Below are 24,792 nucleotides of genomic sequence, written 5' to 3' on the forward strand. Positions count from 1 at the left end.
CGTGCCCGCCGCGCTGGACGGCGCCCCGTTCGCCGCTCTGTTCGCGTTCTTCTTCGCGATCGCGTTCGTGCGGACGCAGGCGACGTACTGGATCGCGCGGCTCGTCACGACGTGGACGCTCGACCGCACGCGGCCCGTGAAGCCGTGGGTCGCGCGCGTCCACGCGTGGCTGTCCGGCCGCTCCGCCGCGCGGGGGATCGAGACCGTCCGCCGCTGGGGCGTCCTCGCCGTCCCCGTGTCCTTCCTCGCGACCGGGACCAAGACGGTCGTCAACGCCGCCGCGGGCGTCGTCCGGATGCCGTTCGGCCGCTACCTCGCCGCGATGACGCTCGGGTGCGCGGTCCACGCGACCATCTACGCGACCGTCGGCTGGGCCGTGTGGACCGCCGCCTTCGCCGCGGCGACCGGGTCGCCGTGGGGCGTCGCGGCGCTGGTCCTCGTGGTCCTCGCCCTGGTCGTCGGGGCGGTCGTCATGGTTCGACGCCGCGCCGCCCGCGGCCGCGTCGCCGCGGCGGGATCGGCGGTCGCCCTCGACGGGACCGGCCTCGTCGTGGACGCCGACGCCCACGTGCAGGACGCGCGGGACGCGACGCCCCTCGACCGATGAGATGACGCGCGCCCGACCGTCCGAACCTGCATGACCACGTTCCTCCTGCTGCCCGGCGCCGGCGGCGACCCCGCGTACTGGGACCTGCTCGCGCCGGAGCTCGCTCGGCTCGGCCACCTCCCCGTCCCCGTCGACCTGCCCCAGCACGACGAGCGCTTCGGCTGGGCCGACCTCACCGACGTCGCCGTCGCGGCTCTGCGCCGTGCGGCCGGGCCCGTCGAGCGGGACGACCTCGTCGTCGTGGCCCAGTCCATGGGCGCATACGTCGGCCCGCTCGTGTGCGAGCGCGAGGCGGTCCGCCTGCTCGTGCTGCTCAACCCGATGATCCCGCTGCCCGGCGAGACAGGTGCCGACTGGTGGCGCGCGACCGACCACGCCGCGCGGCGCGGCGCGACGGGACTCGGGCCGTTCGACCCCGTGGACGACTTCCTCCACGACGTGCCCGACGCCGTCGCAGCCGTCGTGGCGCAGAGCGATCGCGAGCCGTCCGAGCGCTCGTTCGCCGAGCCGTGGCCGGCCCGCTCGTGGCCCGACGTGCGGACGGTCGTGCTCCAGGGCGACGACGACCGGCTCTTCCCGGTGCCCTTCCAGCGCGCCGTCGCCCGCGAGCGTCTCGGCGCCCAGGTCGAGACGCTGCCCGGGGGCCATCTCGTGGCGCTGAGCCGGCCGGTCGAGCTCGCCGCCCGGCTCGACGCCCTCGCCGGCTGACAGCCCGTCCCGGGCGGGGCGATGACCGAGGGGGCCGGCGGCTCCGCCGGACCGGGCTCAGCCGAGCGTCGTCGCGGAGCCGTCGGCCGCGCCGACGCAGAACTGGTTGCCCTGCGGGTCCTCGAGCACCGCCCAGCGGTAGCCCGGCATCGTGTGCTCGGCGACGAACGTGGCACCGTCGGCCAGGAGCGCAGCGACGTCGGCCTCGCGGTCGGACGTCCCGAGGTCCAGGTGCAGCCGGTTCTTGCCGGGGGTCGGGTCCTCGACGCGCTGAAAGCCGAGGACCGGGGCGGTCACACCCTCCGCGGGCACGACCTCGAGGAACCACCCGTCCGACTCGTCGACCACCCGTCCGCCGAGCTGACGCGCCCACCACTGCGCGAGCGGTCGCGGGTCGGTGGAGTCGACGGTCACCATGCCGATGCTCAGAGCCATGACGCGCACGCTACCGGCCGCCGCCCACGCCGTCCCCCGCACGGCCCGGCCACGACCTCAGGCGGTACCGCCCACCGCGTCGACCGCGCCGCCGTAGCGGCGGTCACGGCGCGCGTACTCCTCGACCGCGCGCCACAGCGACCGACGGTCGACGTCCGGCCACGGCTCGGGGAGGAACACGAGCTCCGCGTACGCGGCCTGCCAGATCATGAAGTTGGACGTCCGCTGCTCTCCCGAGCTGCGCAGGAACAGGTCGACGTCCGGCAGGTCGGGCTCGTCGAGGTGCTGCTGGACGGTGCGCTCGGTGACCTTGCCGGGGTCGAGCCGCCCGGCGGCGACCTCGCGCGCGATGGCGGCCGCGGCGTCGGCGATCTCCGCGCGCCCCCCGTAGTTGACGCACATCGTCAGGGTGCACACGTCGTTGTTCTTCGTCTGCTCCTCCGCGATCTCGAGCTCCTTGATCACGGACGTCCACAGCCGCGGACGGCGCCCCGCCCACCTCACGCGAACCCCCCACGAGTCCATCTCGTCGCGGCGCCGCCGGATCACGTCGCGGTTGAAGCCCATGAGGAACCGCACCTCGTCGGGCGAGCGCTTCCAGTTCTCCGTCGAGAACGCGTACGCCGACACGTGCTTGACCCCGATCTCGATCGCCCCCGCGACGACGTCGAGCAGCGCGGCCTCGCCCGCCTCGTGGCCCGCGGTGCGCGGCAGCCCGCGCGCGTTGGCCCAGCGACCGTTGCCGTCCATGACGACGGCCACGTGGTTCGGCACGAACTGCGCCGGGATCGCCGGTGCCCGCTCGCCGCTCGGGTGGGGGAACGGCGGAGCGTACGTCCGCTTCGCCATCAGGCGCCCTCCCCGCGGCCCTGGCGGTCCGCGGCGACGCCGACCGGTCCGGCGGGCGAGGCGGCAGGCGGGGCGGCGGGTGCGTCCCGCTCGACCATGCGCAGTGATCGCAACGTTCTCTCCAGGTGATATTGGCTGTACGCGGCCACGAGGCCGCTCGCTTCCTTGCGGTGCCGGGCGTCCGACGCGTCGGCGGTCTCCCACTCCCCCGCGAGCAGCGCGGCGAGGAGGGCGAAGGTCTGGGGGGCGGGCGCCGTCGACCCCGGCGGGCGGCAGCGCGAGCAGACCGCGCCGCCCTGCGCGACGGCGAACGCGTGGTGCGGGCCCGGCTCACCGCAGCGCGCGCAGTCGACGAACGACGGCGCCCAGCCCGCGACCGCCAGCGCCCGCAGGAGGTAGGAGTCCAGGACGAGCCCCGGCGCGTGCGCCTGCTCGGACAGCGCCCGCAGCGCGCCCGCGAGCAGCCAGTACTGCTGCACGGCGGGCTCGCGCTCGTCGGCGACGAGGCGCTCCGCCGTCTCCAGCATCGCGGCGCCCGCCGTGTACAGGCCGTAGTCCTCGCAGATCCGGCGCGCGTAGGGGCCGATCGTCTCCGCCTGCGTCACCGTGTCCAGCGACCGGCCCGCGTAGAGCTGGACGTCGACGACCATGAACGGCTCGAGCCGCGCCCCGAACCGGGACGACGTGCGCCGCACACCCTTGCCCACCGCGCGCACCTTGCCGTGCTCGCGCGTCAGGAGGGTGACGATACGGTCCGCCTCGCCCAGCTTCTGGGCGCGCAGCACGATCGCGTCGTCTCGGTACAGCACCACGCCCCTATTGTCCGTCACGCCGCCGACACGGCGCGCACCACCCGCCGACGACGCTCAGGCCGGCGCGAGGCACCCGAGGACCGCCCGCACGCGGTCCAGCGTCGTGGTCGCGTCCTCGCCCGCCTCCACCTGCCGGGCCGCGGCGAGGACGACCGCGTTGACGAGCTCCGCGGAGCGCTCGGCCTCTGGGACGCCGAGCTGCTCCAGAGCCTCCACGAGCGGCACGAGGATCGTCGCGTGCATCGCTGCGCTCTGCTGCGCCAGCGCCTCGCGGCCCGCCTCCGCGCGCAGCGCGGCGACGACCGCGTGCTCGCCCTCGGCGACGAGGAGAAGGTTCTCGCGCGCGTACGCGACGATCGCGTCCTCCGGGGTGGCCGCGGCGGCCACCGCGGCCGTGATGCGAGCCGACCAGCGCGGCACGACGTCGGCGACGACGGCGTCCAGGAGCGCCTCCCGCGACCCGAAGTACTGGTAGACGCTCGACCGGGCGAGCCCGGCACGCGCCGCGACGGCGGCGAGGGTGAGCCCGCTCCCGTCCTCGCGGATGAGTTCGCGCGCGGCATCGAGCAGGGCCCGGAGCTGCGCGGCGCGGTGCTCGGCCACCGTCGGGGCGGCGATCTTGGGCACGATGGTCCTCCTTCCCGGAGCGCTCTCGGAGCACTCCCCCGGGAGCACGACGGCCCCCGGCCGGACCATCATGCCCGACCGGGGGCGCGTGGGCGGCTCTCCCGGAGCCACCCACCGGCGTCAGCCCGTGACGGCGGGCAGGCCGAGCCGGCCGTCGACCATCTCGACGACCCGGTGGCAGTGCTCGAGCACGTCGTGGTCGTGCGTCACCATGAGCGCGGCGGCGCCGAACGCCTCTGCCTCGCGGGCCAGAAGGCTCACGACCTCGTGGCTGCGCGCCCGGTCGAGCGCCGCCGTCGGCTCGTCGACGAGGAGCAGCGCGGGGCTCGCGACGAGAGCTCGGGCGATGCCCACGCGCTGCCGCTCGCCCCCGGAGAGCTGGTCCGGGCGACGGTCCGCACGGTGGCTCATGGACACGGACTCCAGGAGCGCGCGGGGGTCGCGGGCGCGGGGGTCGCGCTCGTCGATCCGGGCGATCCGCAGCGCGAGCCGGAGCTGGTCGACGCTCGTGAGCGCCGGGAGGAGGTTGCCGGACTGGAAGACGAAGCCGATGCGCTCGCGCCGCAGCCGGGCGCGCTCGCGCTCGCTCGACGCACCGAGGTCGACCCCTTCGAGGCGGACGGTCCCGGACTCCGGCGCCGTGAGCGCGCCGGCGACGGCCAGGAGGCTCGACTTGCCGGAGCCGGACGGCCCGACGACGCCGACGAGCTCGCCCGCGGCGACGCTCAGGCTCACCTCGTCGAGCGCGACGACGGTCGAGTCCCCGTCGCCGTGACGGACGGTGACGCGGTCGATCTCGAGCACGGGCGTGGCGGGGGTGGTGGTGCTCATCGCTGCCCTCCCAGGGCGGTCAAGGGGTCGACGGAGGTGATGCGCGCGACGGCGACGGCCGCTCCGGCCATCCCGAGGACGAAGAGCAGGACGCCGGCCAGGACGAGGTCGGGCGCCTGGAGCGCGAACGGCATCGGGGACGCGCCGAGACCCGCGCCCGCCGCGATGCCGAGGGCGAAGCCCACGCCGATCGAGGCGAGCAGGAGCACCGCGGCCTGGCCGAGGGAGTCCGCGAGCAGGAACCGGCGCCGCGCCCCCATGGCGCGCATGACGGCGATCTCGTGCCGCCGCTGGATGACCCAGACGGTGAAGAACGCGCCGACGACGAGGGCGGAGATCGCGTAGAGGAACACCTGGATGAGCAGGAGCGTCGCCGTCTCGGCCGTGTACCCCGGCGAGGCGCCGAACGACTCGGTGAGCGTGCGCGTCACCGTGCCCGCCGCCGCGTCGGCGGCCTCCCGGTCGAACGACCCGGGGTCGGTCCGCAGCGCGACGGCGGTCGCGACGTCCGGGACGTCGGCTCCCGGCTGGTCGGCACCGGCGAGGAGCTCCTGCCACGTGCCGAGCGGGAGGTACGCGATGTCGACATGGCCGAACGTGTGCTGGTCCTCGAGGACGCCCACGACGGTGAGCGTACGCTCCGGGCGCGCGAGGGCCACGGTGTCCCCGACGGCGAGGCCGTCCTCGGCGGCGGTCGCCGAGACGACGATGCCGTCCGCCGGCCCGACGGCGTCGCCCTCCGCGATCGCGGCCGGGGCCACGAACGAGCCGGGCTCGACGCCCACGAGAGTGAGGTCGACGGGCGAGCCGTCCTCCCGGTGCGCGTTCGCCAGGAGCAGGCCGTACGGGGCGGCGTCGAGCACGCCCGGCTGATCGGCCATGGTGCCGACCTGGTCGGTCTCGATGATCGACCGGGTGAACGCGGCGTCGGTCCCGGTGCCCTCGGCGAAGGCGAAGTCGGTGACGGGCGTGCGCTTGAGGCCGGAGACGCCGTCGTTGACGAGGCCGGCGGAGAGCCCGGAGAGCAGGACGACGAGGACCGCGACCAGCGCGACGACACCGCCCATGAGCAGGAAGCGGGTGCGCGCGAAGACGAGCTCGCGCAACGCGAGGAACATGAGGAGCCTTCCAATGTTGTCGACAGTGCGTCGGTATCTTACCAACATCGCGTCGACAAAATGCCGACGGCCCGGACGACGAGGTCGTCCGGGCCGTCGGGAGATCGGCGAGGCGGGGGTCAGCCCTCCGCGCGCTCCGCGCGGTTCACGGCGGAGACGATGGCCTTGAGCGACGCCGTCGTGATGGACGGGTCGATGCCGACGCCCCACAGCACGTCGTCGCCCACCTGGCACTCGACGTAGGCGGCGGCGAGCGCGTCGCCGCCCTCGGACAGAGCGTGCTCGGCGTAGTCGAGCACGCGGACGTCGACGCCCACCTGGGCGATCGCGTCCACGAAGGCGGCGACGGGGCCGTTGCCGGTGCCCTCGAGCGTGAGCTGCTCGCCGCGGTCGACGACGTCGATGCTCAGCGTGTCCGGCCCGTCCTCGCTCGACGACGCGCGCGTCGATCGCAGCCTGAGCCGACCCCACGGCTCCAGGCCCGAGTCGGGCTCGACCGGCAGGTACTCGTCGGAGAAGATCCGCCAGATGTCCTCGCCCGTGACCTCGGTGCCCTGCTGGTCGGTGTGGTGCTGCACCGCCTGGCTGAACTCGATCTGGAGCCGCCGCGGCAGGTCGAGGTGGCGCTCCGACTTCAGCAGGTAGGAGATGCCGCCCTTGCCGGACTGCGAGTTGACGCGGATGACGGCCTCGTAGGAGCGGCCGACGTCCTTGGGGTCGATCGGCAGGTACGGGACGGCCCACACGAGGTCGTCGACCGTCTTACCCTCGGCCTCCGCGTGGACGGCCATCGCGTCGAAGCCCTTCTTGATGGCGTCCTGGTGCGAGCCGGAGAACGCCGTGAAGACGAGGTCGCCGGCGTAGGGGTGGCGCTCGGGCACGCCGAGCTGGTTGCAGTACTCGACGGTGCGGCGCACGTGGTCGATGTCGGAGAAGTCGATCTGCGGGTCGACGCCCTGGCTGAACAGGTTCATGCCCAGCGTCACGAGGCACACGTTGCCGGTGCGCTCGCCGTTGCCGAACAGGCAGCCCTCGATCCGGTCGGCCCCGGCCTGGTAGCCGAGCTCGGCGGCCGCGACCGCCGTGCCGCGGTCGTTGTGCGGGTGCATCGACAGGACGACGTTCTCGCGGTGGTTCAGGTGCCGGTTCATCCACTCGATCGAGTCGGCGTAGACGTTCGGCGTCGCCATCTCGACCGTGGCGGGCAGGTTGATGATGACCTTGCGGTCCGGGCGGGGCTCGAAGACCTCGAGCACCTCGTTGCAGATGCGCGCGGCGAACTCGAGCTCGGTCCCGGTGTACGACTCGGGCGAGTACTCGTAGTAGACCGTCGTCTCCGGGACGGTCTCCTCGAACTTCTTGCACAGCCGCGCGCCGTCGACGGCGATCGCGATGATGCCCTCGGGGTCGGAACGGAACACGACCTCGCGCTGGAGCACCGACGTCGAGTTGTACAGGTGGACGATCGCCTGCTTGGCGCCCTTGATGGCCTCGTAGGTGCGGGCGATGAGGTGCTCGCGCGACTGCGTCAGGACCTGGATGACGACGTCGTCGGGGATGCGGTCCTCCTCGATGAGCATCCGGACGAAGTCGAAGTCGGTCTGCGAGGCCGACGGGAAGCCGACCTCGATCTCCTTGTAGCCCATCTCGACGAGCAGCTCGAACATGCGCAGCTTGCGCTCCGCGTTCATGGGCTCGATGAGGGCCTGGTTCCCGTCGCGCAGGTCGACCGCGCACCAGCGAGGAGCGGTCTCGATGCGCTTGTCGGGCCACGTGCGGTCGGGCACCGACACGTCGATCTGCCGGTGGAACGGCAGGTACTTGTGGATCGGCATGCCCGACGGCTGCTGCGGGTTCGCGTCCGTGGCGGTCGGCGTCGAGGAGGGGGCGGAGGCGTTCATCGTGGGTCCTTCGGGTCGTCTGATGGGTGTCAGCCGGCACACCGACCACCGCGACGAGGGACCGGCTAGAGAGCCTCGCCGCGGCAACGAAGGAGGAGCTGCCGCATCAGGTGCACGACGCCACTGTACTCCTCCACGGTCCCTGCCCCGAGGACGTCCGCTCCTCGGGCACGCCGTCCGTGGGAGGGCCGTGGCAGGGTCGCGCCTCCCCGCGCGACGGCACGACGACGCCCGGCCGCCCCCGCGGGGAGGTCGGCCGGGCGTCGTCGGGTGGTCAGCGGCGTGAGCGCAGCGCGGCGTCGACGGCGGGGTCGCCGAGGTTGCCGAGCCACTCCAGCAGCGCCGGGTAGGTGGACGGGTTCGCCGCCACCTGCGGCCGCAGGTGCGGCGCGTCCTGGACGATCTGCGCGAGGACCTCGAGCGGCGTGCTCGGGTCGAGCGCCTGGGCAGCGGTGAAGCCCGGCACCTGGGCGGGCGGCGAGTACGACTGCTGCGGCTGCGCCGCGGGCTGCTGCCCGTACCCGGCGCCGTAGCCCTGCTGCGGCTGCTGCTGGTAGCCCTGCTGGGGGTAGCCCTGCTGGCCGTACCCCTGGTAGCCCTGCGCGGGTGACGCGGCGCCGGGCTGCGCGGTCGGCTGCGGGCCGGTGCCCGGCTGCCCCTCCTGGTACGCCGGCATGACGGCGGTCGAGGGGCCCTGGTCGGGGTCCAGCCCCGGGCGCGCCGCGTACCCGCTGCGCTCGGGCTCGACCTGCTGGACCGGCAGGACCTCGGTCGCGTCGCCGCCCGCGGGGGCCCAGCGGCCCTGCCCGGGCTGCTGCGCCGCGACCGGTCCGGTCTGCGCGGCACCCGGGTGCACCGCACCACCGTGCGGCGTCACCGGGTAGGAGCCGGCCGGCGGCTGCGCCGCCTCGGGACCGGACGGCGCGGCGGGCGCCGGGCGGACCGGCTTGGGCACGGGCGGCTGCCAGACGTACGCCCGCGCCGCCTCCCCGGCGGCCGCGGCGGGCACCGGGCGGTGCTCGGCGAAGTACGCGCGCACCTCGCGCGGGACCGTCAGGGCGCCGACGACGAGCAGCGGGAGCCCGAAGGCGAGGAGCACGTGCTCGACGCCGCCGCCGAACACGACCCGGTTGGACGTCACGACGAGCAGGACGATGCCCAGCAGGGCGACGACCCCGGCACCACCGAGGGCGAGCGGGCGACCCGACGTCGCGTCGCGGGCGAGCGAGCGTCGCGCGACGAACGCGACGGCCGCCGCGAGCACCCCCACCACGACGGCGAGGACGACCGGCACGCCGCGAGCGCCCTCGGCCAGCGTGAGCACGGCGCTCACGGCGACGTACCCCGCGACGACGAGCGCGAGGTCGAGGGCGTTCACGGCGACGCGCACCCAGGTCTTCACCGGGTCGGCGGCGGCCATCGCCCGGTGCACGGCGGGCGCGGCGGCGATCGCGGCGAGCGCCGGGACGAGCACGAGCCCGAACCGGCCGCGGTGCGTGCTCTCGATCGTGACGAGCCCGTTGTTGCCCGAGCCGAGCACGAACGCCACCGCGAGGATGACGCCGAGGCCGACGAGCGTGAGGCGCGCCGCCTCGGAGCGGCGCCACGTGCCGTACGTCGGCAGCCCGGCGAGCGCGAGGACGAACAGCGCGGACACGAGCACGAGCAGGACGAAGAGGGCGCCGCCGAGACGGGTCCCCGTCACGGTGAGGATGACCGTGAGCAGGACGGTCACCGCCAGGACGGCGGCCCCGACGAGGAGCGCCTGGAGCCACCGGTCCGTGACGGCGCGGTCCTGGTCCTGCGGACCGAGCTCGCTCTCGCGCGGCTGCGCCGCGAGGAGCGCGCCCGCGAGCCCGAGCGCGGCCGCGGAGCCCACGCCGCCCCACCCGTCGCCGAGGTCGCCGCCCCCGACGACGTCGACGACGAGGTACACGCCGACGAGCAGGACGTACGGGGCGTTGGCGAGCAGGCGGACCTTCCGCGTGGTGTGCACGGTCCAGGTCGCGGGGAGCACCCCGGTACGTGCCAGGTACGGCAGCGCGAGGGTGAGCAGGGAGAGGATCGTCAGCAGGACGACCTCGATCTTGTCCGACGCACGGCTCGCGGCGTCCCAGGGCAGGGCGAGGGACACGAGGAGCAGGAGCGCGGCGACGCCGTCGCGCACGTAGTCGCTCACGGGGATCCCGGCGAAGGGCGAGGCGGTTCCCGACGGGGCGACCGGCTCGGCCCTCTCCTCGTCGCCAGGTCCGCCATCTCCGAGATTCGGCTCCGCGGGCGTCCCGACCGGCGCGCGCTCGGCCGAGGAGTCCCCGTCACCCACCGCGACGCCGTCGGGCGCCGTGGTCGGCCCGGTGCCCGCAGCACGGGGCTGCGGGTCCTCGGCCGGCTCTGTCTGGTTGGTCATCGTGCACTCCCTACGCTGTCGCGCCGTGCCGTACGCACGCACGCCGGCCCGACGGGCCCCGACCGTTTCTACCGGTTCATCACGTGCGTCTTCAAGCGCCCACGCGGCGCCGGCCCCGATCCGGGGACGCGGCTCACGACACGGCCGTCAGCCGGTCGACGCCGAGCAGGAAGAGCCGCCCCTCGACCGCGACCACGTGGTAGGTGTCCTCGGGCAGCGTCCAACGCCACTCGACGGCCCCGTCGTCGAGCGCGAGCGAGACGAGCCCCTGGCCCTCCCGGCCGCGCTCGGTCACGAAGAGCGACCGGCCGTCCGTGAGCACCGGCCAGGGCCCGCTGTCGTCGAGGTCCACGGCCCAGGCCTCCTCGCCGGTGCGCGCGTCGACGCTGCGGTACGACGAGTCCGTCTGCACGACGACGCGCCCGTCGACGCGCGCCACCGCCCGCAGGCCGGTCCCCGGGAGGGACCAGAGCTCCGAGCCGGTCGCCGCGTCGACCCCCACGATGCTCCCGAACGTGTTCGTGACGAGCACCCCGGGAGCGGAGCCGTCGGACAGCGGGGTCTCCAGGACGCGACCCTTGATCCGGAAGGCCGGCTCGCCCGCGGCCGTGAACACGGTCGCCGTGCCACGCCCGTACTCGTTCCCCACGTAGCGCCCGTCCTGGAGCCGCACGATGGTCCACACGTCGTCCTCGACGAGCGAGCGGCCGTCCTCGGTGAGCGCCGCGGCGACGCCCGGCGCCAGGACGTCCACCACCCCGCGGCGGACGTCGAGCACGACGTCGCCCCCGCGCCCGAGCCCGTCGTGCTCGAGCGACCGGTCCCAGCGGACCTCTCCGGTCGCCGCGTCCTCGCGCACGACGGCGACCTCGCCACCCCGCCACCAGGCACGCACGACGTCGGTGGCTCCGACAGGCACGACCGACAGCCTGCCCGCGGTCTCCACCGTCCGGTCCCCCACCACCTCGCCCGTCCCGGACCGGACGGTGACCAGCCGGGCGACCTGCTCTCGCCACCCTGACGGCACGGCGCACACGACCACCTCGCGGGCCGGCTCGCCCTGGGCCGGCAGGCACGTGGCCCGGTCGCCCAGACGTTCGGACCGCCAGAGCACCGAGCCGTCCTCGACCGAGTACGCCGTGAGCCCGCCGTCGACCGTGACGACGGCGCCCACTGCCGGGACGATCTCGGAGCCCGGTGCCATCGGGACGGTCCAGCGCGGCTCGGGCGACTCCTCGAGCGGGCGCAGCCCGCCCGCGAGCGCGGTGACGTCGACGGGCCGCGCGTCCTCCATCGAGGCCGTGACGGCGACCGAGCCCGCCAACGCCGCGGCGACCGCGACGGCGACCCACGGCACGGGGTGCGCGTACCAGGCGCGCCGCGGCACGCCCGTGTCACCGCTGCCCTGCCCCTGCTCGCGGCCGGTCGCGGCGGACCGCGCCGCAGGGGTCGAGGGTCGCGGCGTGCTCCCGTCGCCCGGAGGGTGCGGGGCGGCGCGGCGTCGGCCGCTCCGGGCGGCCGGGATCGCCGGGACGACTGCGTCGTGGTCACGTACGGTCTCCGGCTCGTCGTCGAACACGGCGTCGAAGCGGTCGTCCGTGCGCAGCTCGGGCGGGAGGAGCTCGAAGCTGAGGAAGCTCGCCGGTGCGTCGGCACCGTCCGTCGTCGGCTCGTGGGTGACGTGCCCGGCACGAGCCGCCCGGTCCTGCGCGAGCCGACGGCGCCTCACCTGTCCACGATACGCACGCGGCGGCGCCCGCGCCCGGGCGAGCGGTCAGATGCCGAGCTGGTACACGCCCCAGTACGCGAGGATCACGAGCAAGAGGGCGGAGCCCACCAGGACGCACCACAGCATGACGCGTGCCGTCGCACCCCGCGCGACCCGCAGCGCTCCCGCCCGACCCTCGTCGACGACGTCCGTGCCCGATGCCTCGGCCAGGTCCGCCGCCGCGCGGCGCACGGCCCGGACCTCGGCCGACCGGTTGATGAGCAGCGCCGCCGCGACGAGCGTGGCGAGACCGATGAGCCGCACCCCGACCCAGCCGCCCTGCACGACCCACGCGTCCTTCTCGTAGTCGAGCGCGAGCCGGGCGACGGCGACGAGGTACACCACGAGGGCCGCCGTCGTCCCGACGGCACCGGCCCCGAGCCCGGCGAGGGGCAGCCGGAAGCCGGGCGCGAGCCCGGCGGGCGTGCTCGGTCGTCCCGCGACGCGGCGCAGGCGCCGCACGAGCCCGCCGAGGAGCCCGACGACCGGCCCGAGCACGAGCAGGCCCACCGCGCCGAGCACGAGCCCGACGAGGAGGTCGCCGTTGCCGAGCCAGCGCGGGGTCGGGACGGGCCCGGCGAGGTACTGCTGGTTCGGCTCGGCGCCGGCCACCTGCGGCAGCGCGGTCGCGCTGGCCGGGAGGGACGTGATCCAGGCCCCGAGGTCGCGCGGGAAGCCGGGGACGAGCACGTCGTCGATCTTGATCCCGTGGTTCGCGTCCTCGTAGAACCGGACGGTGACGTCGGCGCCGCCGGACGCCGACGACGGTCCGGTCGCGTCGAGGATCTGCTGCGCGCCCTGCTCGACCGGCATCGACGGGTCCGCGGTGCCGTAGACGACGAGGACCGGCTGGGTGAGCCGCTCGAGGAACGGCTCGACGTCGAAGTCGGCGTACTCGAACCCACCTCCCGGGATCGCCATGCCGACCGCGCGCGGGATCGCGCGGAACACCCCGTGCGGGACGTCCGTGTTGCGCAGGTAGCTGTCGACGGCGAACGCGGCCTGCTGGCGCGGCGGCACGACCGGGGCGGACACGAGCACGGAGAACGCGACCGTCGGGTCGTCGACCGCCATGACGGGAACGATCCACGTGCCCTCCGACTCCCCGTACAGGCCGACCTGGTCCGGGTCGACCCCCGGCCGCGCCCGGAGCAGGTCCACGGAGTGCTCGTAGTCGCGCGCCATGGCCTCGTAGTCGCGGTGGCGCGTCGTGTACGTGTCGAGGCGCTTGTCCGGCACGAGGGTGACGACGCCGGCGCTCGCGAGGTCGGCCGCGACGTCCACGAACGCCTCCGTCGCCAGGCCCGTGCCCGCGCCGTGCACGAACACGACGCCCGGGAGATCGTCCCCCGCGTCGACGGGCTCGCGCAGGACGCCGCCGACCGTCGCGCCGTCGAGCCGGATCGTCACGTCCGTCTCGCGCACGTCGAACGTGCCGACCGGAGCGGCACCCCCGGGGGGCTGGCCGCCGATCGTCGTGTCGGGCGTCGCGGGCTCCAGGTGCTCGGTCACGGGCACCGGGTCCCACTGCGGTCCCGTGACCGCACCGACGATCGCGAGGACGATCGCCAGGGCGGCGGTGGTCGCGGCGGTCCGGAAGATCACCGGGGAATCGTACGTCGCGCCCCGGACGCGGGTCCCTGGTGACGCCCCGACGGCCGGACGGGGGCTCTCCCCCGCCCCGGTCGTCGGACGCGTCAGAACCCGAGCCGGTGGAGCTGCTTGGGGTCGCGCTGCCAGTCCTTGGCGACCTTGACGTGCAGGTCGAGGTAGACGCGGGTCCCGAGGAGCGCCTCGATGCCGTGCCGGGCGCGCGTGCCGACCTCGCGCAGCCGCGAGCCGCCCCGGCCGATGACGATCGCCTTCTGCGAGTCGCGCTCGACGAAGAGGTTGACCCGCACGTCGAGCAGGGGCGGACGCCCACCGGCCTCGTCGCCGCTGCCCTCGCGGGGCACGATCTCCTCGACCTGGACGGCGAGCGAGTGCGGCAGCTCGTCGCGCACGCCCTCGAGCGCGGCCTCGCGGACGAGCTCCGCGACCATCACGGCCTCGGGCTCGTCGGTGAGCTCGCCGCCCGGGTACAGCTCCGGCCCCTCGGGGAGGTGCGAGACCAGGACGTCGGTGAGGACGTCCACCTGGTAGCCGTCCTGCGCCGAGACCGGCACGATGTCCGCCCAGCCGCCCGCGATCTCGCCCAGCCGGTCCACGGCGAGCAGGTGCGCGGCGAGCGTGCCGCGGTCGACGAGGTCCGCCTTCGTCACGACCGCGACCACGGGTGTGCCGCGGCGCCCGCGCATGAGCTCGGCGAGCTCGTTCGCGATGAACCGGTCGCCCGGCCCGATCTTCTGGTCCGCCGGCAGGCAGAACGCGATGACGTCGACCTCCGTCAGCGTCTCGCGCACGAGGTCGTTGAGGCGTTCGCCGAGCAACGTGCGCGGCCGGTGCAGGCCCGGGGTGTCGACGAGGACGAGCTGCGCGTCGGGGCGGTGCACGATCCCGCGGATCGTGTGGCGCGTCGTCTGCGGCCGTCCGGACGTGATGGCGACCTTCTGGCCCACGAGGGCGTTGGTCAGGGTCGACTTGCCGGCGTTGGGCCGCCCGACCAGGCAGGCGAATCCGGAGCGGTGCTCGGGGGTGGTCGTGCTCACGGGGTGTCCTTCACGGTCGGGAGGGAGGGTCGGGTGTCGGCCGGGGTCTCCGGCTCGTGGGGCGCCGCCGCGGGCGGTACGGCGGACGGTGGAACGGCGTGGGAGACGAGGACGGTCGCGAGCTGCTTGCGCCGCCCCTCGACCCGGTCGGCCTCGATCCGCAGGCCGTGGACGTCGGCCACGGAACCGGGCAGCGGGACCTTGCCGAGGGTCTTGGCGAGCAGGCCGCCGACGGTGTCCACGTCGTCGTCGTCCAGGTCGAGCCCGAAGAGCTCGCCGAGCTCGTCCACGCCGAGGCGTGCGGGGACGCGCAGCACGCCCTCGCCGAGGTCCTCGACCTCGGGCTCGGGCCGGTCGTGCTCGTCGGTCAGCTCGCCGACGATCTCCTCGAGCGCGTCCTCGATCGTCACGAGCCCGGCGATGCCGCCGTACTCGTCGACGACCATCGCGATGTGCGACGACGACGCCTGCATCTCGCGCAGGAGGTCGTCCACGGGCTTGGACTCCGGGACGAAGATCGCGGCGCGCGCGACGTCGCCCACGGGCCGCGCGTCCGTCCCCGGGCCGCCCTGGAGGACGCGCACGACGTCCTTGAAGTAGGCGACGCCGACGAGGTCGTCCGCGGACGTCCCCGTCACGGGGATGCGCGAGAACCCGGAGCGCAGGAACAGCGAGAGGGTCTTGCGCAGCGGCGTGTCGCGACCCGTGGTGACCATGTCCGTGCGCGGGACCATGACCTCGCGCGTCAGCGTGCTCCCGAGCTCGAACACCGAGCGGATGAGCTCGCGCTCCTCGTCCTCGATGACCTCGGACTCGTTCACGCGGTCCACCATGTCCTGGAGCTCGCGCTCGTGCGCCCCCGAGTCGGGCGCGGGCGCGAGGCGCGTGAGCCACCGGGTCGCGGCGACGATCCCCGTGAGGAGGCCCGAGAGCGCGAGCAGGACGCGGACGGCGTGCCGGCGGCCCAGCGACCGGGGGCTGACGCGCACGACGAGGAGCCCGACCACGACGCTCACCGCGAGCGCGACGAGCAGGACCTGCCACCACGGCTCGAGCCACGCGGCGACCAGCAGCGTGAGGCACGTGATCGCGGCGACCTCGGCGACGACGCGCACGAAGCCGACGGAGCGGGCGGTCGCGGCCGGGTCTCCGAGCAGGGCGAGCGCGCGACGTCCCGAGGGTCGCGGCGGCGTCGTCAGGTCGTCGCCGAGCGCGGCCTCGCTCACCGCCGCGCGCGTCACGCGCAGGACCGCCGCCTCGCCGGCGCTCAGCGCCGCGGCGAGCACGACCGTGAGGACGGTCAGGACCGCCAGGAGCGCGACGGGTTCGCCGCTCACCGGCCGGCGAGGAAGGTCAGGAGCAGCTTGCGCTGGAGCGCGAACATCTCCTTCTCCTCCTCCGGCTCGGCGTGGTCGTAGCCGAGCAGGTGCAGGATGCCGTGCGTCGTGAGCAGCAGCATCTCCTCCGCCGTTGAGTGCCCGGCGGTGACCGCCTGCTGCGCGGCGACCTCGGGGCACAGCACGACGTCGCCGAGCTGGCCCGGTCCGGACACCTCACCGTCACGGCCCGGCCGCAGCTCGTCCATGGGGAAGGAGAGCACGTCCGTCGGGCCGGGCTCGTCCATCCAGCGCACGTGCAGCTCGGTCATGACGTCGGTGTCGACGAAGAGGATCGACAGCTCGCTCTGCGGGTGCACGCGCATCGCGTCGAGCACGTAGCGCGCGAGCGCCGCGAACTCGGCCTCGTCGACCTCGGTCTCGGTCTCGTTGTTGACCTCGATGCTCACGCGTCGTCCCTCGTCCGTCGGTCCCTGCCCGCGGGGCGTCCGCGGCGCTCGTCGTCGCGGCGGCGCGGTCCGCCGCCCGTCCCCTGTCGCGCCCCGGCGCCGGTCCCGGACGCGAGGTCCCACCGTGCGTACGCGTCGATGATCTCGCTCACCAGGCGGTGGCGCACCACGTCGGACGACGTGAGGCGGCAGAACTCGACGTCGTCCACGCCGGTGAGGACGTCCTCGATGACCCGCAGGCCGGACTGCGTGCCGCCCGGCAGGTCGACCTGCGTCGCGTCGCCCGTGATGACCATGCGCGACCCGAACCCGAGGCGCGTGAGGAACATCTTCATCTGCTCGGTCGTCGTGTTCTGCGCCTCGTCGAGGATGATGAACGAGTCGTTGAGGCTGCGGCCGCGCATGAAGGCCAGCGGCGCGACCTCGATCGTGCCCGCCTCGATGAGCTTGGGGATCGAGTCGGGGTCGATCATGTCGTGCAACGCGTCGTACAGCGGGCGCAGGTACGGGTCGATCTTCTCCGTCAGCGAGCCCGGGAGGAACCCGAGCCGCTCCCCCGCCTCGACGGCGGGGCGCGTGAGGATGATCCGGTTGACCTGCTTGGACTGCAGCGCCTGCACGGCCTTGGCCATCGCCAGGTACGTCTTGCCCGTGCCTGCCGGCCCGATGCCGAACGTGATGGTGCTCGCGTCGATCGCCTCGACGTAGCGCTTCTGCCCGACGGTCTTGGGCCGGATCGTGCGGCCGCGGCTCGACAGGATGTTGAGCGTGAGCACCTCGGCCGGGCGCGACGCCGTCGCGGCCGTGAGCATCGCGATGGAGCGCGCGACGACGTCGGCGGTGAGCTGCGTGCCGGCCTCGACGACCTCGACGAGCTCGTCGAGCAGGCGGGAGGCGAGCGCGACGTCACCCGGAGGGCCGGAGACCGCGATCTCGTTGCCGCGCACGTGGACGTCGACCGAGCCGAACCCCTCCTCGACGGCCCGGAGCACGGAGTCGCGGCTGCCGAGGAGCGCCACCATCGGCACGTGGTTCGGGATGACGATGCGGTGCTCGACCCGGTGCTGCTGGGGGTCGGGTTCTCGGGACGGAGAGGTCATGAGCCGGCTTGCGCCGCTGCGCTCCTTCGGTCGGACGGTAGGGCCGGGGCCGCCAGGGCCCCGCAGATCGCCTCCATCGTACCGAGCGCGCCCGGGCCCCACACGTCCTTTCGCGCAGGGCTCAGGCGGGCGTCCACCCGAGCTCGGCGCCCGCGATGACGTGCCCGTGCACGTGGAACACGCTCTGCCCGGCGCGCGGGCCGGAGTTGAAGATGAGGCGGAACTGGCCGTCGGCCTGGTCGCCCGCGACCTCGTCGGCGAGCGCGACGACGTCGCTCAGCAGCTCCGGGTCGGCGGCCGCGAGCTGGGCGATGTCGCCGTGGTGGTCGCGCGGCACGACGAGCACGTGCACGGGGGCCTGGGGGTCGATGTCCCGGAAGGCGATCGAGCGCTCGCTCGTCGCCACGACGTCGGCGGGGAGCTCGCCCGCGACGATGCGGCAGAAGAGGCAGTCCGGGTCCGTGCGTGCGTCGGTGCTCGTCATGACCCCGAGGCTAGTCCAGGCCCGGCCCCCACGCCCCAGCGGCCGAGGCGCTCGGCGAGCAGCGCGACGGCGACGGGTCCGGCGGTCGACGTGCGCAGCACGTGCGGGCCCAGCCGGGCCGCGACCGCACCGGCCGCGGTGAGGTCGGCGACCTCGCGGTCGGAGATCCCGCCCTCCGGGCCGACGACGACCAGCACCTCGGGCGCCGACCCGTCGTCCGGGGTCGCGCCGTCGGGCAGCGCGACGTCGGCGAGCGGCGTCGTCGCCTCCTCGTGCAGCACGATCGCGCACCCGCCGCGCGCGACGACGTCGGCCGCCCGGGCGGCGAGGCCGCGCGAGTCGAGGGCCACCTCCACGTGCGGCAGGCGCGCGCGCCGCGCCTGCTTGGTCGCGGTGCGGACCGTCGCGAGCCAGCGCGCGCGGGACTTCGCGGCGCGCTCGCCCCGCCACACGACGACGGAGCGCTCCGCCTGCCACGGGACCACGACGTCGACCCCGATCTCGGTCGCCGCCTCGATCGCCATCTCGTCGCGGTCGCCCTTGGCCAGGGCCTGCGCGAGCGTCACGACGACGGCGGGTGCGGGCTCGCGGTCGACCTCCTGCACGAGCAGGGTCACGCGGCCCGCGTCGGCGTGCTCGACGACGCAGCGCAGGCGCAGCCCGTCCCCGTCCACGACGTCGATCCGCTCGCCCGCCGCGCGGCGCTGGACGACGCCTGCGTGGCGACCCTCCGCCCCGTCGAGGACGTAGCGGTCGCCGGGCGCGACGGCGTCGAGCCCGGTCTCGGCGAGGAACACCGGAGCACTCACGCGCCCGCCCCTCTCAGCGCCCGGAGAGCTTGTCGCGCAGGCGCGAGAACACGCCCGGGTGCGCGGCGGACAGACGCGGCTCGGGTCGCTCCTCGCCGCGCAGCGTCGCGAGCGTGCGCAGGAGCTGCTCCTGCTCCTCGTCGAGCTCGCGCGGCACCTGGACCTCGATGTGCACGTTGAGGTCGCCACGGCCGCTGCCGTGCAGGTGCCCGACGCCCAGGTTCTTGAGCGTGACGATCTGGCCCGGCTGCGTGCCCGGGCGCAGGTCGATCTCCTGCGCTCCGTCGAGAGTCTCGAGCTCGAGGACCGTGCCGAGCGCGGCCGCGGTCATGGGCACCTGGAGCGTGCAGTGCAGGTCGTCGCCGCGGCGCACGAACGTGTCGTGGTTGCGCTCGCGGATCTCGACGTAGAGGTCGCCCGCCGGGCCGCCGGCCGGGCCGACCTCGCCCTGCGCGGTGAGCTTGATGCGCGTGCCGGTGTCGACGCCCGCGGGGACGTTGACCGTGATGCTGCGGCGGCTGCGCACGCGACCCTCGCCGGAGCACTCGGCGCACGGCTCGGGGATGACGGTGCCGAAGCCCTGGCACGCGGCGCACGGGGCGCTGGTCATGACCTGGCCGAGGAACGAGCGCGCCACGCGCTGGACGGTGCCGCGACCGTGGCAGACGTCGCACGTGCGCGGCGAGGTGCCCGGACGACAGCACGAGCCGCCGCACGTCCCGCACACGACCGCGGTGTCGACCTGGAGCTCGCGCTGCGCACCGAACGTCGCCTCGGACAGGTCGATGTCGAGCCGCACGAGCGCGTCCTGGCCGCGGCGGGCGCGCGGGATCGGGCCCTGCTGCGCCTGCCCGCCGCCGAAGAACGTCTCGAAGATGTCCTGGAAGCCGAAGCCGCCGCCCATGGGGCCGCTGCCGCCGCCGGGCGCGCTCGGGTCGACACCGAGGTCGTACTGCTGGCGCTTCTCGGGGTTGGAGAGCACCTCGTACGCGCGCGCGACGTCCTTGAAGCGGTCGCCCGCCTCCTCGCCCGCGACGTCCGGGTGCAGCTCGCGCGCGAGCTTGCGGTACGCCTTCTTGATCTGGTCCTGGCTGGCGTCGCGCGCCACGCCCAGGATCTCGTAGTAGTCGCTCACACGTCACTCTCTGCTGGTGCGGGTCGTGAGGCCGGCGCGGGGCCGGTCGTGAAGGGGCTGGTGGGGGTCGTGAGACCGGTACGGGGCCGGTCGTCGAGGGTGCCCGCCGCGTGCGGGGAGGCCGCGGCGGGGCTCACGTGCCGAGCACCCGTGACAGGTAGCGCGCGACGGCGCGCACCGCCGCGATGGTCCCGGGATAGTCCATGCGGGTCGGCCCGATCGAGCCGACGAGGGCGACCGTGTCACCGTCGTTACCGTAACCGGTCGTCACGACGGAGGTCTCGACGAGGCCCTCGAGCTGGGTCTCGTGCCCGATCCGCACGCTCACGCCGGACTCCGCGGCCATCTCCGTGAGCAGGCCGAGGAGGACCACCTGCTCCTCGAGCGCCTCGAGGACCGGGCGCAGCGCGTGCTCGAACCGCATGCCCGCGCGGGCAAGGTTCGCCGTGCCGGCGAGCACGAGGCGCTCCTCGCTCTCCTCTGCGAGCGTCTGGGCGACGAGGTCGCCCACGGCGCGCACGAGCGGGGCGTCGTCGGGGTGGAAGCTCTCCGTCACGGCGGCGAGCCCCGGCGCGAGGTCGGTGAGGCGCTTGCCGGCCGCGGCGGCGTTGAGCCGCGCGCGGACCTCGACGAGGGTGCCCTCGTCGGGCACGCTCGCGACCTCGAGCGTGCGCTGCTCGACGCGCCCCGTGTCCGTGATGATGACGACGAGCAGGCGCTTCTCCCCGACCGGCACGAGCTCGAGGTGGCGCAGCCCGGACCGGCTCAGGGACGGGTACTGCACGACCGCGACCTGGCCCGTGAGCTGCGCGAGCAGGCGCCCCGCGCGCGCGATGACGTCGTCGAGGTCGACCCCCTCGGAGAGGAAGGTCTCGATCGCGCGCTTCTCCGGCGCCGACAGCGGCTTCACGCCCGACAGGCGGTCGACGAAGAGGCGGTAGCCCTTGTCCGTCGGGATGCGGCCCGCGGAGGTGTGCGGCTGCGCGATGAACCCGGCGTCCTCGAGTGCGGCCATGTCGTTGCGGATCGTCGCGGGCGAGACGCCGAGGCTGTGCCGCTCGGTGAGCACGCGCGACCCCACGGGCTCGCGCGTGAGGACGTAGTCCTCGACGATCGCCCGCAGCACCTCGAGCCGGCGCTCCTCGCTCACGTCCACCTCCGTGTGCCGCGCCGTCGCCGCCCCGGGCGGGCGCGCGGTCGTCGGCACTCTCGACCTCCGAGTGCCAATCCTACGCGTCCGCGCGGCCCGTCCCGCGGTCCTCCGCTCGTCGCGAACGCAGGTCGAGGAGCCCGACGGCGAGCGCGACCGTGACGAGGCCGATCGTCACCAGGAGCGCGCGCCCGGTCGCGTCCGCCGCCGAGTCGCCGCCCGCGAGGCCGCCGTAGTACACGGACAGGACGACGGAGATCCCGACGGCCGACCCGATGCGCTGGCCGAGCTGCAGCATGCTGCCCGCCACCCCGGCCCGGCTCACCGGCACCTCGGACAGCGTGAGCGTCTGGTTCGGCGCGATGACCGTCCCGCTGCCCGCCCCGGCCACGAGCAGCGCTCCTGCGAGCGCCGGCCCGACGGCGCCGGGGTCGTCCCCGAGCAGCCGCACCACGGCGTCGGCCGCGACCACCCCGACGAGGACGAGCAGCACGCCGCCCACGACGAGCTGACGGCCCCACCGCGCGACCCACCGGCCCGAGAACCAGGCGGAGACTCCCGACGCCACCGCGAACGGCGTCCCGACGAGCCCCGCCTGGAGCGGCGTGTACCCGAGCTCGTCCTGGAGGTAGAGCGTGACGACGAGGAAGATGCCCGTGAAGCCCGCGAAGTAGGCCAGCCCGAGCAGTGCCCCGTTGCGGAACGACCCGAGTCCCACGACCTGCGGGTCGAGCACGGCCTCGCCCGTGCGCCGCTGGTACCGCCGCTCCCAGGCCACGGCCGCGACCCCCGCCGCCGCGGCAGCGGCGAGCCACCACCAGCGCGACGCGTCGTCGCCCTGGCCCGTGGTCGTGACGAACGGCATCATGACGCCGAGCGTCGCGGCGCCCAGGAGCGCGAGCCCCACGAGGTCCAGGCGTCGCGGGCCACGCGCCGTGCGCGCGTCGGCGGGCGGCGGCCCGGGCACCAGTCGCCACGCGAACGGCAGCAGGACGGCCACGACCGGGAGGTTCACGAGGAACACCCACCGCCACCCGTCCGCGGAGCCGGCCGCCGCGATGATGAGGCCGCCGAGCAGCGGGCCGAGCGCCGTCGAGACGCCGATCGTCGCGCCGAACATGCCGAACGCCCTGCCGCGCTCGAACCCCGAGAACTGCTGCTGGATGAGCCCGACGACCTGCGGGTTGAGGAGGCCCGCGCTCACGCCCTGGAGCAGCCGCGCGACGCCCAGCCACGTGTCGGTCGGCGCGAGCCCGCACGCGAGGCTCATGAGCGCGAAGCCCACCAGCCCCGCGATGAACAGCGCGCGCCGGGCGCCTGCGTCCCCGAGGCGCCCCGCGGGCACCAGGGCGAGCCCGAACGCGAGCGTGTAGCCCGCGACGACGAGCTGGAGCTCGGTGGGCCCCGCGTCGAGCGACGACTCGATCGACGGCAGCGCGACGTTGACGATCGAGACGTCGAGCGTCGTGACGAAGCCCACCGCGAGGCAGACGGGCAGCACGCGCCAGCGGTTCGGGTCCGGTTCGGCACGCTGCGGGCTCACCGCTCCGTGGTACCACCTCGGCCCGGGGCCGCGCGCGTCGGAAGCCGCACCCGGGGCCGCGTGCCGAGATCGGCCGGAGCGTCCGAGATCGACCTTCCGGAGGTCGATGTCGCGACGCACGGGCCGATCTCGCCGGGGTGCGTCCGGCGCTGACCTAGGGTGACGCCGTGTCCTTCGACCGCTACGGCTCCGACGTCCTCGGCGGCACGCCCGCCCCCGCCCACCACCGCGCGCGGCCGGTGTCCCGACCGCAGCCCGCCGAGCGCGGGCTCGTGGTCGAGGAGGTGCAGACCGGCTGGGTCGGCGCCGTCGTACGGGTCGAGAAGTCGGGCGGCATGCACGTCGTCGTGCTCGAGGACCGCGCCGGCCGCACGCGGACGTTCCCGCTCGGGCCCGGGTTCTGGGTCGACGGCGAGCCGGTCGAGCTCACCGCCCCCGTCACGTCCCGCGCCCCCGCCGCCCCCGCGCGCACCGCGTCCGGCTCGCGGGCCGTCGCCGGGCAGCGGGCGCGCGTGGCCCGTGGCAGCCGCATCTGGGTCGAGGGCAAGCACGACGCCGAGCTCGTCGAGAAGGTGTGGGGCGACGACCTGCGTGTCGAGGGCGTCGTCGTCGAGCCCCTGCACGGCGTCGACGACCTCGCGGCGGCGCTCGCGGACTTCGGCCCGACGCCGCAGCGGCGCGTGGGCGTGCTCGTGGACCACCTCGTGCCCGGGAGCAAGGAGCGGCGGATCGCCGACGAGGCGCTGCGCCGCTCCCCGGCGGGCACCGTGCTCGTGCTCGGGCACCCGTACGTCGACGTGTGGCAGGCGGTGAAGCCCGCGCGCGTCGGGCTCGAGCGCTGGCCCGTCATCGAGCGGGGCACCGAGTGGAAGCGCGGCATCCTGCGCGAGCTGGGCTGGCCCGCGGACTCCCCCGAGGACGTCGGGCGCGCGTGGCAGCGCATCCTCGGCACGGTGCGCACGTACGCCGACCTCGAGCCGTCCCTGCTCGGCCGCGTCGAGGAGCTCATCGACTTCGTCACGGCGTCCTGACCTCGCCCCGGTCTGGACGCACCAGGCCCCGGTACCGACGGGCGGCACCGGGGCGCGGTGGACGGGCGACGACGACCGGCCGTCAGGCGGCCGGCACGCCCCCGGTGAGGCGGCGGTACGCGAAGCCCACGGCAACGTAGCTCAGCGGGATCGTGACGAACAGGCCGAGGCCGCACGGGATCGCGCCGAGGATGTTGATGCCGAAGAGCGCGAGGAGCAGCAGGAACACCTGGCCGAAGTTCTTGGCCACGAGCGAGAAGCTCGTCCGGATCGCCGTGATCGCGTCGACACCCTGGTCGAGCGCCACGTAGTAGACGAACGCGGAGAAGAGCAGCACCGCGAAGCCCGGCAGGATGCACAGCACGAAGCCGATGCCCGTCAGGATGCCGACGATCAGCGCCGCGAGCAGCACGTTGACGACGTTGCCGATGCGGAAGAACGCCGCGACGTCCGGGCGGCGCCCGTCCACCTCGTCGAGCGCGCCGCGCGTGAAGAACGCGGTGATGAGGTAGCCGATGACGGTGCCGACGATCCCGAGCAGGATGCTCGTGAAGGTGATGCCGCTGACGGCGGCGAAGTTCGTGTCCGTGAAGTCGTACTGGTCCTGGAACTGGTCGAACCCGCCCGTGATCCAGCTCCAGGCGACGTTGACGGCGATGAAGATGAGCGCGACGAGGATCCACGGCCCGAGGTTCGACGTGACCTTGCGCCAGCCGTAGGAGATCGCCTCGCCCACCGCGAAGGCGGGTCCCGTGTACCCGGGCTGGGCGCCGTAGCCGCCCGCCCCCGGGGGGTAGGAACCCGGCGGCGGCGGGTAGGCGCCGGACGGGGGCGGGTAGGCGCCCGGCGGCGGGGCGGTCGGTCCCGGGGACGTGGGGTCGCCCGGCGCGCCCGCGGGTGCGCCGTACGCTCCGGGCGCGCCGTACGCGGGCGGGCCCGACGGCGGCGCGGCCGGGTCCTGCGGCGCACCCCAGGCCGGCGGGCCCGACGGCGGTGCGGCCGGGTCCTGCGGCGTCGCCCCGCCCGGACCGTACGGCGAGGCC

Annotated in this window: 22 protein-coding genes and 1 pseudogene; 3 read left to right on the top strand and 20 right to left on the bottom strand. The window is 74.8% G+C overall.

The window, feature by feature from the left end; genetic code table 11:
* Window position 1: 1 nt before the first annotated feature.
* Together CCE02nite_RS16970 and CCE02nite_RS16975 are read left to right on the top strand one after the other, a co-directional pair.
* Entirely contained in the window at window positions 2-607 is a 606-nt protein-coding gene (locus CCE02nite_RS16970) for a DedA family protein (RefSeq protein WP_174774929.1), read from the top strand.
* 30 nt (window positions 608-637) lie between these two features.
* Entirely contained in the window at window positions 638-1,315 is a 678-nt protein-coding gene (locus tag CCE02nite_RS16975) for an alpha/beta fold hydrolase (protein WP_141390796.1), read from the top strand.
* Window positions 1,316-1,372: 57 nt separating this feature from the next.
* Here the strand turns inward: CCE02nite_RS16975 and CCE02nite_RS16980 are convergent, their stop codons facing one another.
* From CCE02nite_RS16980 to CCE02nite_RS17075, 19 genes are all read right to left on the bottom strand, one after another.
* Window positions 1,373-1,750, bottom strand: a complete 378-nt coding sequence (locus tag CCE02nite_RS16980; RefSeq protein ID WP_141390797.1) for a VOC family protein — start codon at window positions 1,748-1,750, stop codon at window positions 1,373-1,375.
* 57 nt (window positions 1,751-1,807) lie between these two features.
* Window positions 1,808-2,599 carry an isoprenyl transferase gene (locus CCE02nite_RS16985; RefSeq protein WP_141390798.1) on the bottom strand — a complete coding sequence of 264 codons (792 nt, stop codon included), beginning with the start codon at window positions 2,597-2,599 and terminating at the stop codon, window positions 1,808-1,810.
* On the bottom strand, window positions 2,599-3,411 hold the full coding sequence (recO, locus tag CCE02nite_RS16990) for a DNA repair protein RecO (protein ID WP_141390799.1): 813 nt from the start codon (window positions 3,409-3,411) through the stop codon (window positions 2,599-2,601). The genes CCE02nite_RS16985 and recO overlap by 1 nt, the downstream gene beginning before the upstream one ends.
* Window positions 3,412-3,465: 54 nt before the next feature.
* Entirely contained in the window at window positions 3,466-4,038 is a 573-nt protein-coding gene (locus tag CCE02nite_RS16995) for a TetR/AcrR family transcriptional regulator (protein ID WP_141390800.1), read from the bottom strand.
* A 120-nt stretch (window positions 4,039-4,158) separates the two neighbouring features.
* Window positions 4,159-4,869 carry an ABC transporter ATP-binding protein gene (locus CCE02nite_RS17000; protein WP_141390801.1) on the bottom strand — a complete coding sequence of 237 codons (711 nt, stop codon included), beginning with the start codon at window positions 4,867-4,869 and terminating at the stop codon, window positions 4,159-4,161.
* Window positions 4,866-5,987 (bottom strand): ABC transporter permease, encoded by a 1,122-nt coding sequence (locus CCE02nite_RS17005; protein WP_141390802.1) that lies wholly within the window; start codon window positions 5,985-5,987, stop codon window positions 4,866-4,868. The genes CCE02nite_RS17000 and CCE02nite_RS17005 overlap by 4 nt, the downstream gene beginning before the upstream one ends.
* Window positions 5,988-6,106: 119 nt before the next feature.
* Entirely contained in the window at window positions 6,107-7,888 is a 1,782-nt protein-coding gene (leuA, locus tag CCE02nite_RS17010; RefSeq protein WP_141390803.1) for a 2-isopropylmalate synthase, read from the bottom strand.
* 274 nt (window positions 7,889-8,162) lie between these two features.
* Window positions 8,163-10,295 carry a DUF7937 domain-containing protein gene (locus CCE02nite_RS20680; protein ID WP_174774930.1) on the bottom strand — a complete coding sequence of 711 codons (2,133 nt, stop codon included), beginning with the start codon at window positions 10,293-10,295 and terminating at the stop codon, window positions 8,163-8,165.
* Window positions 10,296-10,428: 133 nt separating this feature from the next.
* The gene (locus CCE02nite_RS17025; RefSeq protein ID WP_141390804.1) at window positions 10,429-12,024 is read right to left on the bottom strand and encodes an outer membrane protein assembly factor BamB family protein; all 1,596 of its coding nucleotides are present in this window, start codon (window positions 12,022-12,024) and stop codon (window positions 10,429-10,431) included.
* Between the two features lie 45 nt (window positions 12,025-12,069).
* Window positions 12,070-13,668, bottom strand: coding sequence for an alpha/beta hydrolase family protein (locus CCE02nite_RS17030; RefSeq protein ID WP_141390805.1), 1,599 nt, complete (start codon window positions 13,666-13,668; stop codon window positions 12,070-12,072).
* Between the two features lie 92 nt (window positions 13,669-13,760).
* On the bottom strand, window positions 13,761-14,711 hold the full coding sequence (gene era, locus CCE02nite_RS17035) for a GTPase Era (RefSeq protein WP_141390806.1): 951 nt from the start codon (window positions 14,709-14,711) through the stop codon (window positions 13,761-13,763).
* Window positions 14,708-16,048, bottom strand: coding sequence for a hemolysin family protein (locus CCE02nite_RS17040; protein WP_141390807.1), 1,341 nt, complete (start codon window positions 16,046-16,048; stop codon window positions 14,708-14,710). Before CCE02nite_RS17040 ends, era begins: the two co-directional genes overlap by 4 nt.
* Window positions 16,045-16,497, bottom strand: a complete 453-nt coding sequence (gene ybeY / locus CCE02nite_RS17045; RefSeq protein ID WP_141390808.1) for an rRNA maturation RNase YbeY — start codon at window positions 16,495-16,497, stop codon at window positions 16,045-16,047. Before ybeY ends, CCE02nite_RS17040 begins: the two co-directional genes overlap by 4 nt.
* Window positions 16,494-17,597 (bottom strand): PhoH family protein, encoded by a 1,104-nt coding sequence (locus tag CCE02nite_RS17050; RefSeq protein WP_141390809.1) that lies wholly within the window; start codon window positions 17,595-17,597, stop codon window positions 16,494-16,496. The genes ybeY and CCE02nite_RS17050 overlap by 4 nt, the downstream gene beginning before the upstream one ends.
* Before the next feature lie 121 nt (window positions 17,598-17,718).
* Entirely contained in the window at window positions 17,719-18,081 is a 363-nt protein-coding gene (locus CCE02nite_RS17055) for an HIT domain-containing protein (RefSeq protein ID WP_047232993.1), read from the bottom strand.
* Window positions 18,078-18,890, bottom strand: a complete 813-nt coding sequence (locus CCE02nite_RS17060; protein WP_141390810.1) for a 16S rRNA (uracil(1498)-N(3))-methyltransferase — start codon at window positions 18,888-18,890, stop codon at window positions 18,078-18,080. Before CCE02nite_RS17060 ends, CCE02nite_RS17055 begins: the two co-directional genes overlap by 4 nt.
* A gap of 13 nt (window positions 18,891-18,903) precedes the next feature.
* Window positions 18,904-20,025 (bottom strand): molecular chaperone DnaJ, encoded by a 1,122-nt coding sequence (dnaJ, locus tag CCE02nite_RS17065; RefSeq protein WP_141390811.1) that lies wholly within the window; start codon window positions 20,023-20,025, stop codon window positions 18,904-18,906.
* A gap of 133 nt (window positions 20,026-20,158) precedes the next feature.
* Window positions 20,159-21,175: a heat-inducible transcriptional repressor HrcA gene (gene hrcA / locus CCE02nite_RS17070; RefSeq protein ID WP_141390812.1), complete on the bottom strand. Its 1,017-nt coding sequence runs from the start codon at window positions 21,173-21,175 to the stop codon at window positions 20,159-20,161.
* 79 nt (window positions 21,176-21,254) lie between these two features.
* The gene (locus tag CCE02nite_RS17075; protein WP_141390813.1) at window positions 21,255-22,718 is read right to left on the bottom strand and encodes an MFS transporter; all 1,464 of its coding nucleotides are present in this window, start codon (window positions 22,716-22,718) and stop codon (window positions 21,255-21,257) included.
* A gap of 167 nt (window positions 22,719-22,885) precedes the next feature.
* Here CCE02nite_RS17075 and CCE02nite_RS17080 point away from each other — a divergent pair, with 167 nt between their 5' ends.
* The gene (locus CCE02nite_RS17080; RefSeq protein ID WP_141390814.1) at window positions 22,886-23,749 is read left to right on the top strand and encodes a DUF3097 domain-containing protein; all 864 of its coding nucleotides are present in this window, start codon (window positions 22,886-22,888) and stop codon (window positions 23,747-23,749) included.
* 82 nt (window positions 23,750-23,831) lie between these two features.
* On the opposite strand, the pseudogene CCE02nite_RS20570 reads toward CCE02nite_RS17080, so the two are convergent.
* Window positions 23,832-24,792: pseudogene (locus CCE02nite_RS20570) on the bottom strand (hypothetical protein); the annotation flags it as partial.

The organism is Cellulosimicrobium cellulans (assembly GCF_006539945.1).
Taxonomy (GTDB): domain Bacteria; phylum Actinomycetota; class Actinomycetes; order Actinomycetales; family Cellulomonadaceae; genus Cellulosimicrobium; species Cellulosimicrobium cellulans.

Bases quoted from the DNA above. Each gene is read 5' to 3' on its own strand.
- CCE02nite_RS16975 (WP_141390796.1), top strand. From the start codon at position 638: ATGACCACGTTCCTCCTGCTGCCCGGCGCCGGCGGCGACCCCGCGTAC.
- CCE02nite_RS16980 (WP_141390797.1), bottom strand. From the start codon at position 1,750: ATGGCTCTGAGCATCGGCATGGTGACCGTCGACTCCACCGACCCGCGA.
- CCE02nite_RS16985 (WP_141390798.1), bottom strand. From the start codon at position 2,599: ATGGCGAAGCGGACGTACGCTCCGCCGTTCCCCCACCCGAGCGGCGAG.
- CCE02nite_RS17000 (WP_141390801.1), bottom strand. From the start codon at position 4,869: ATGAGCACCACCACCCCCGCCACGCCCGTGCTCGAGATCGACCGCGTC.
- CCE02nite_RS17005 (WP_141390802.1), bottom strand. From the start codon at position 5,987: ATGTTCCTCGCGTTGCGCGAGCTCGTCTTCGCGCGCACCCGCTTCCTG.
- leuA (WP_141390803.1), bottom strand. From the start codon at position 7,888: ATGAACGCCTCCGCCCCCTCCTCGACGCCGACCGCCACGGACGCGAAC.
- CCE02nite_RS20680 (WP_174774930.1), bottom strand. From the start codon at position 10,295: ATGACCAACCAGACAGAGCCGGCCGAGGACCCGCAGCCCCGTGCTGCG.
- CCE02nite_RS17050 (WP_141390809.1), bottom strand. From the start codon at position 17,597: ATGACCTCTCCGTCCCGAGAACCCGACCCCCAGCAGCACCGGGTCGAG.
- CCE02nite_RS17055 (WP_047232993.1), bottom strand. From the start codon at position 18,081: ATGACGAGCACCGACGCACGCACGGACCCGGACTGCCTCTTCTGCCGC.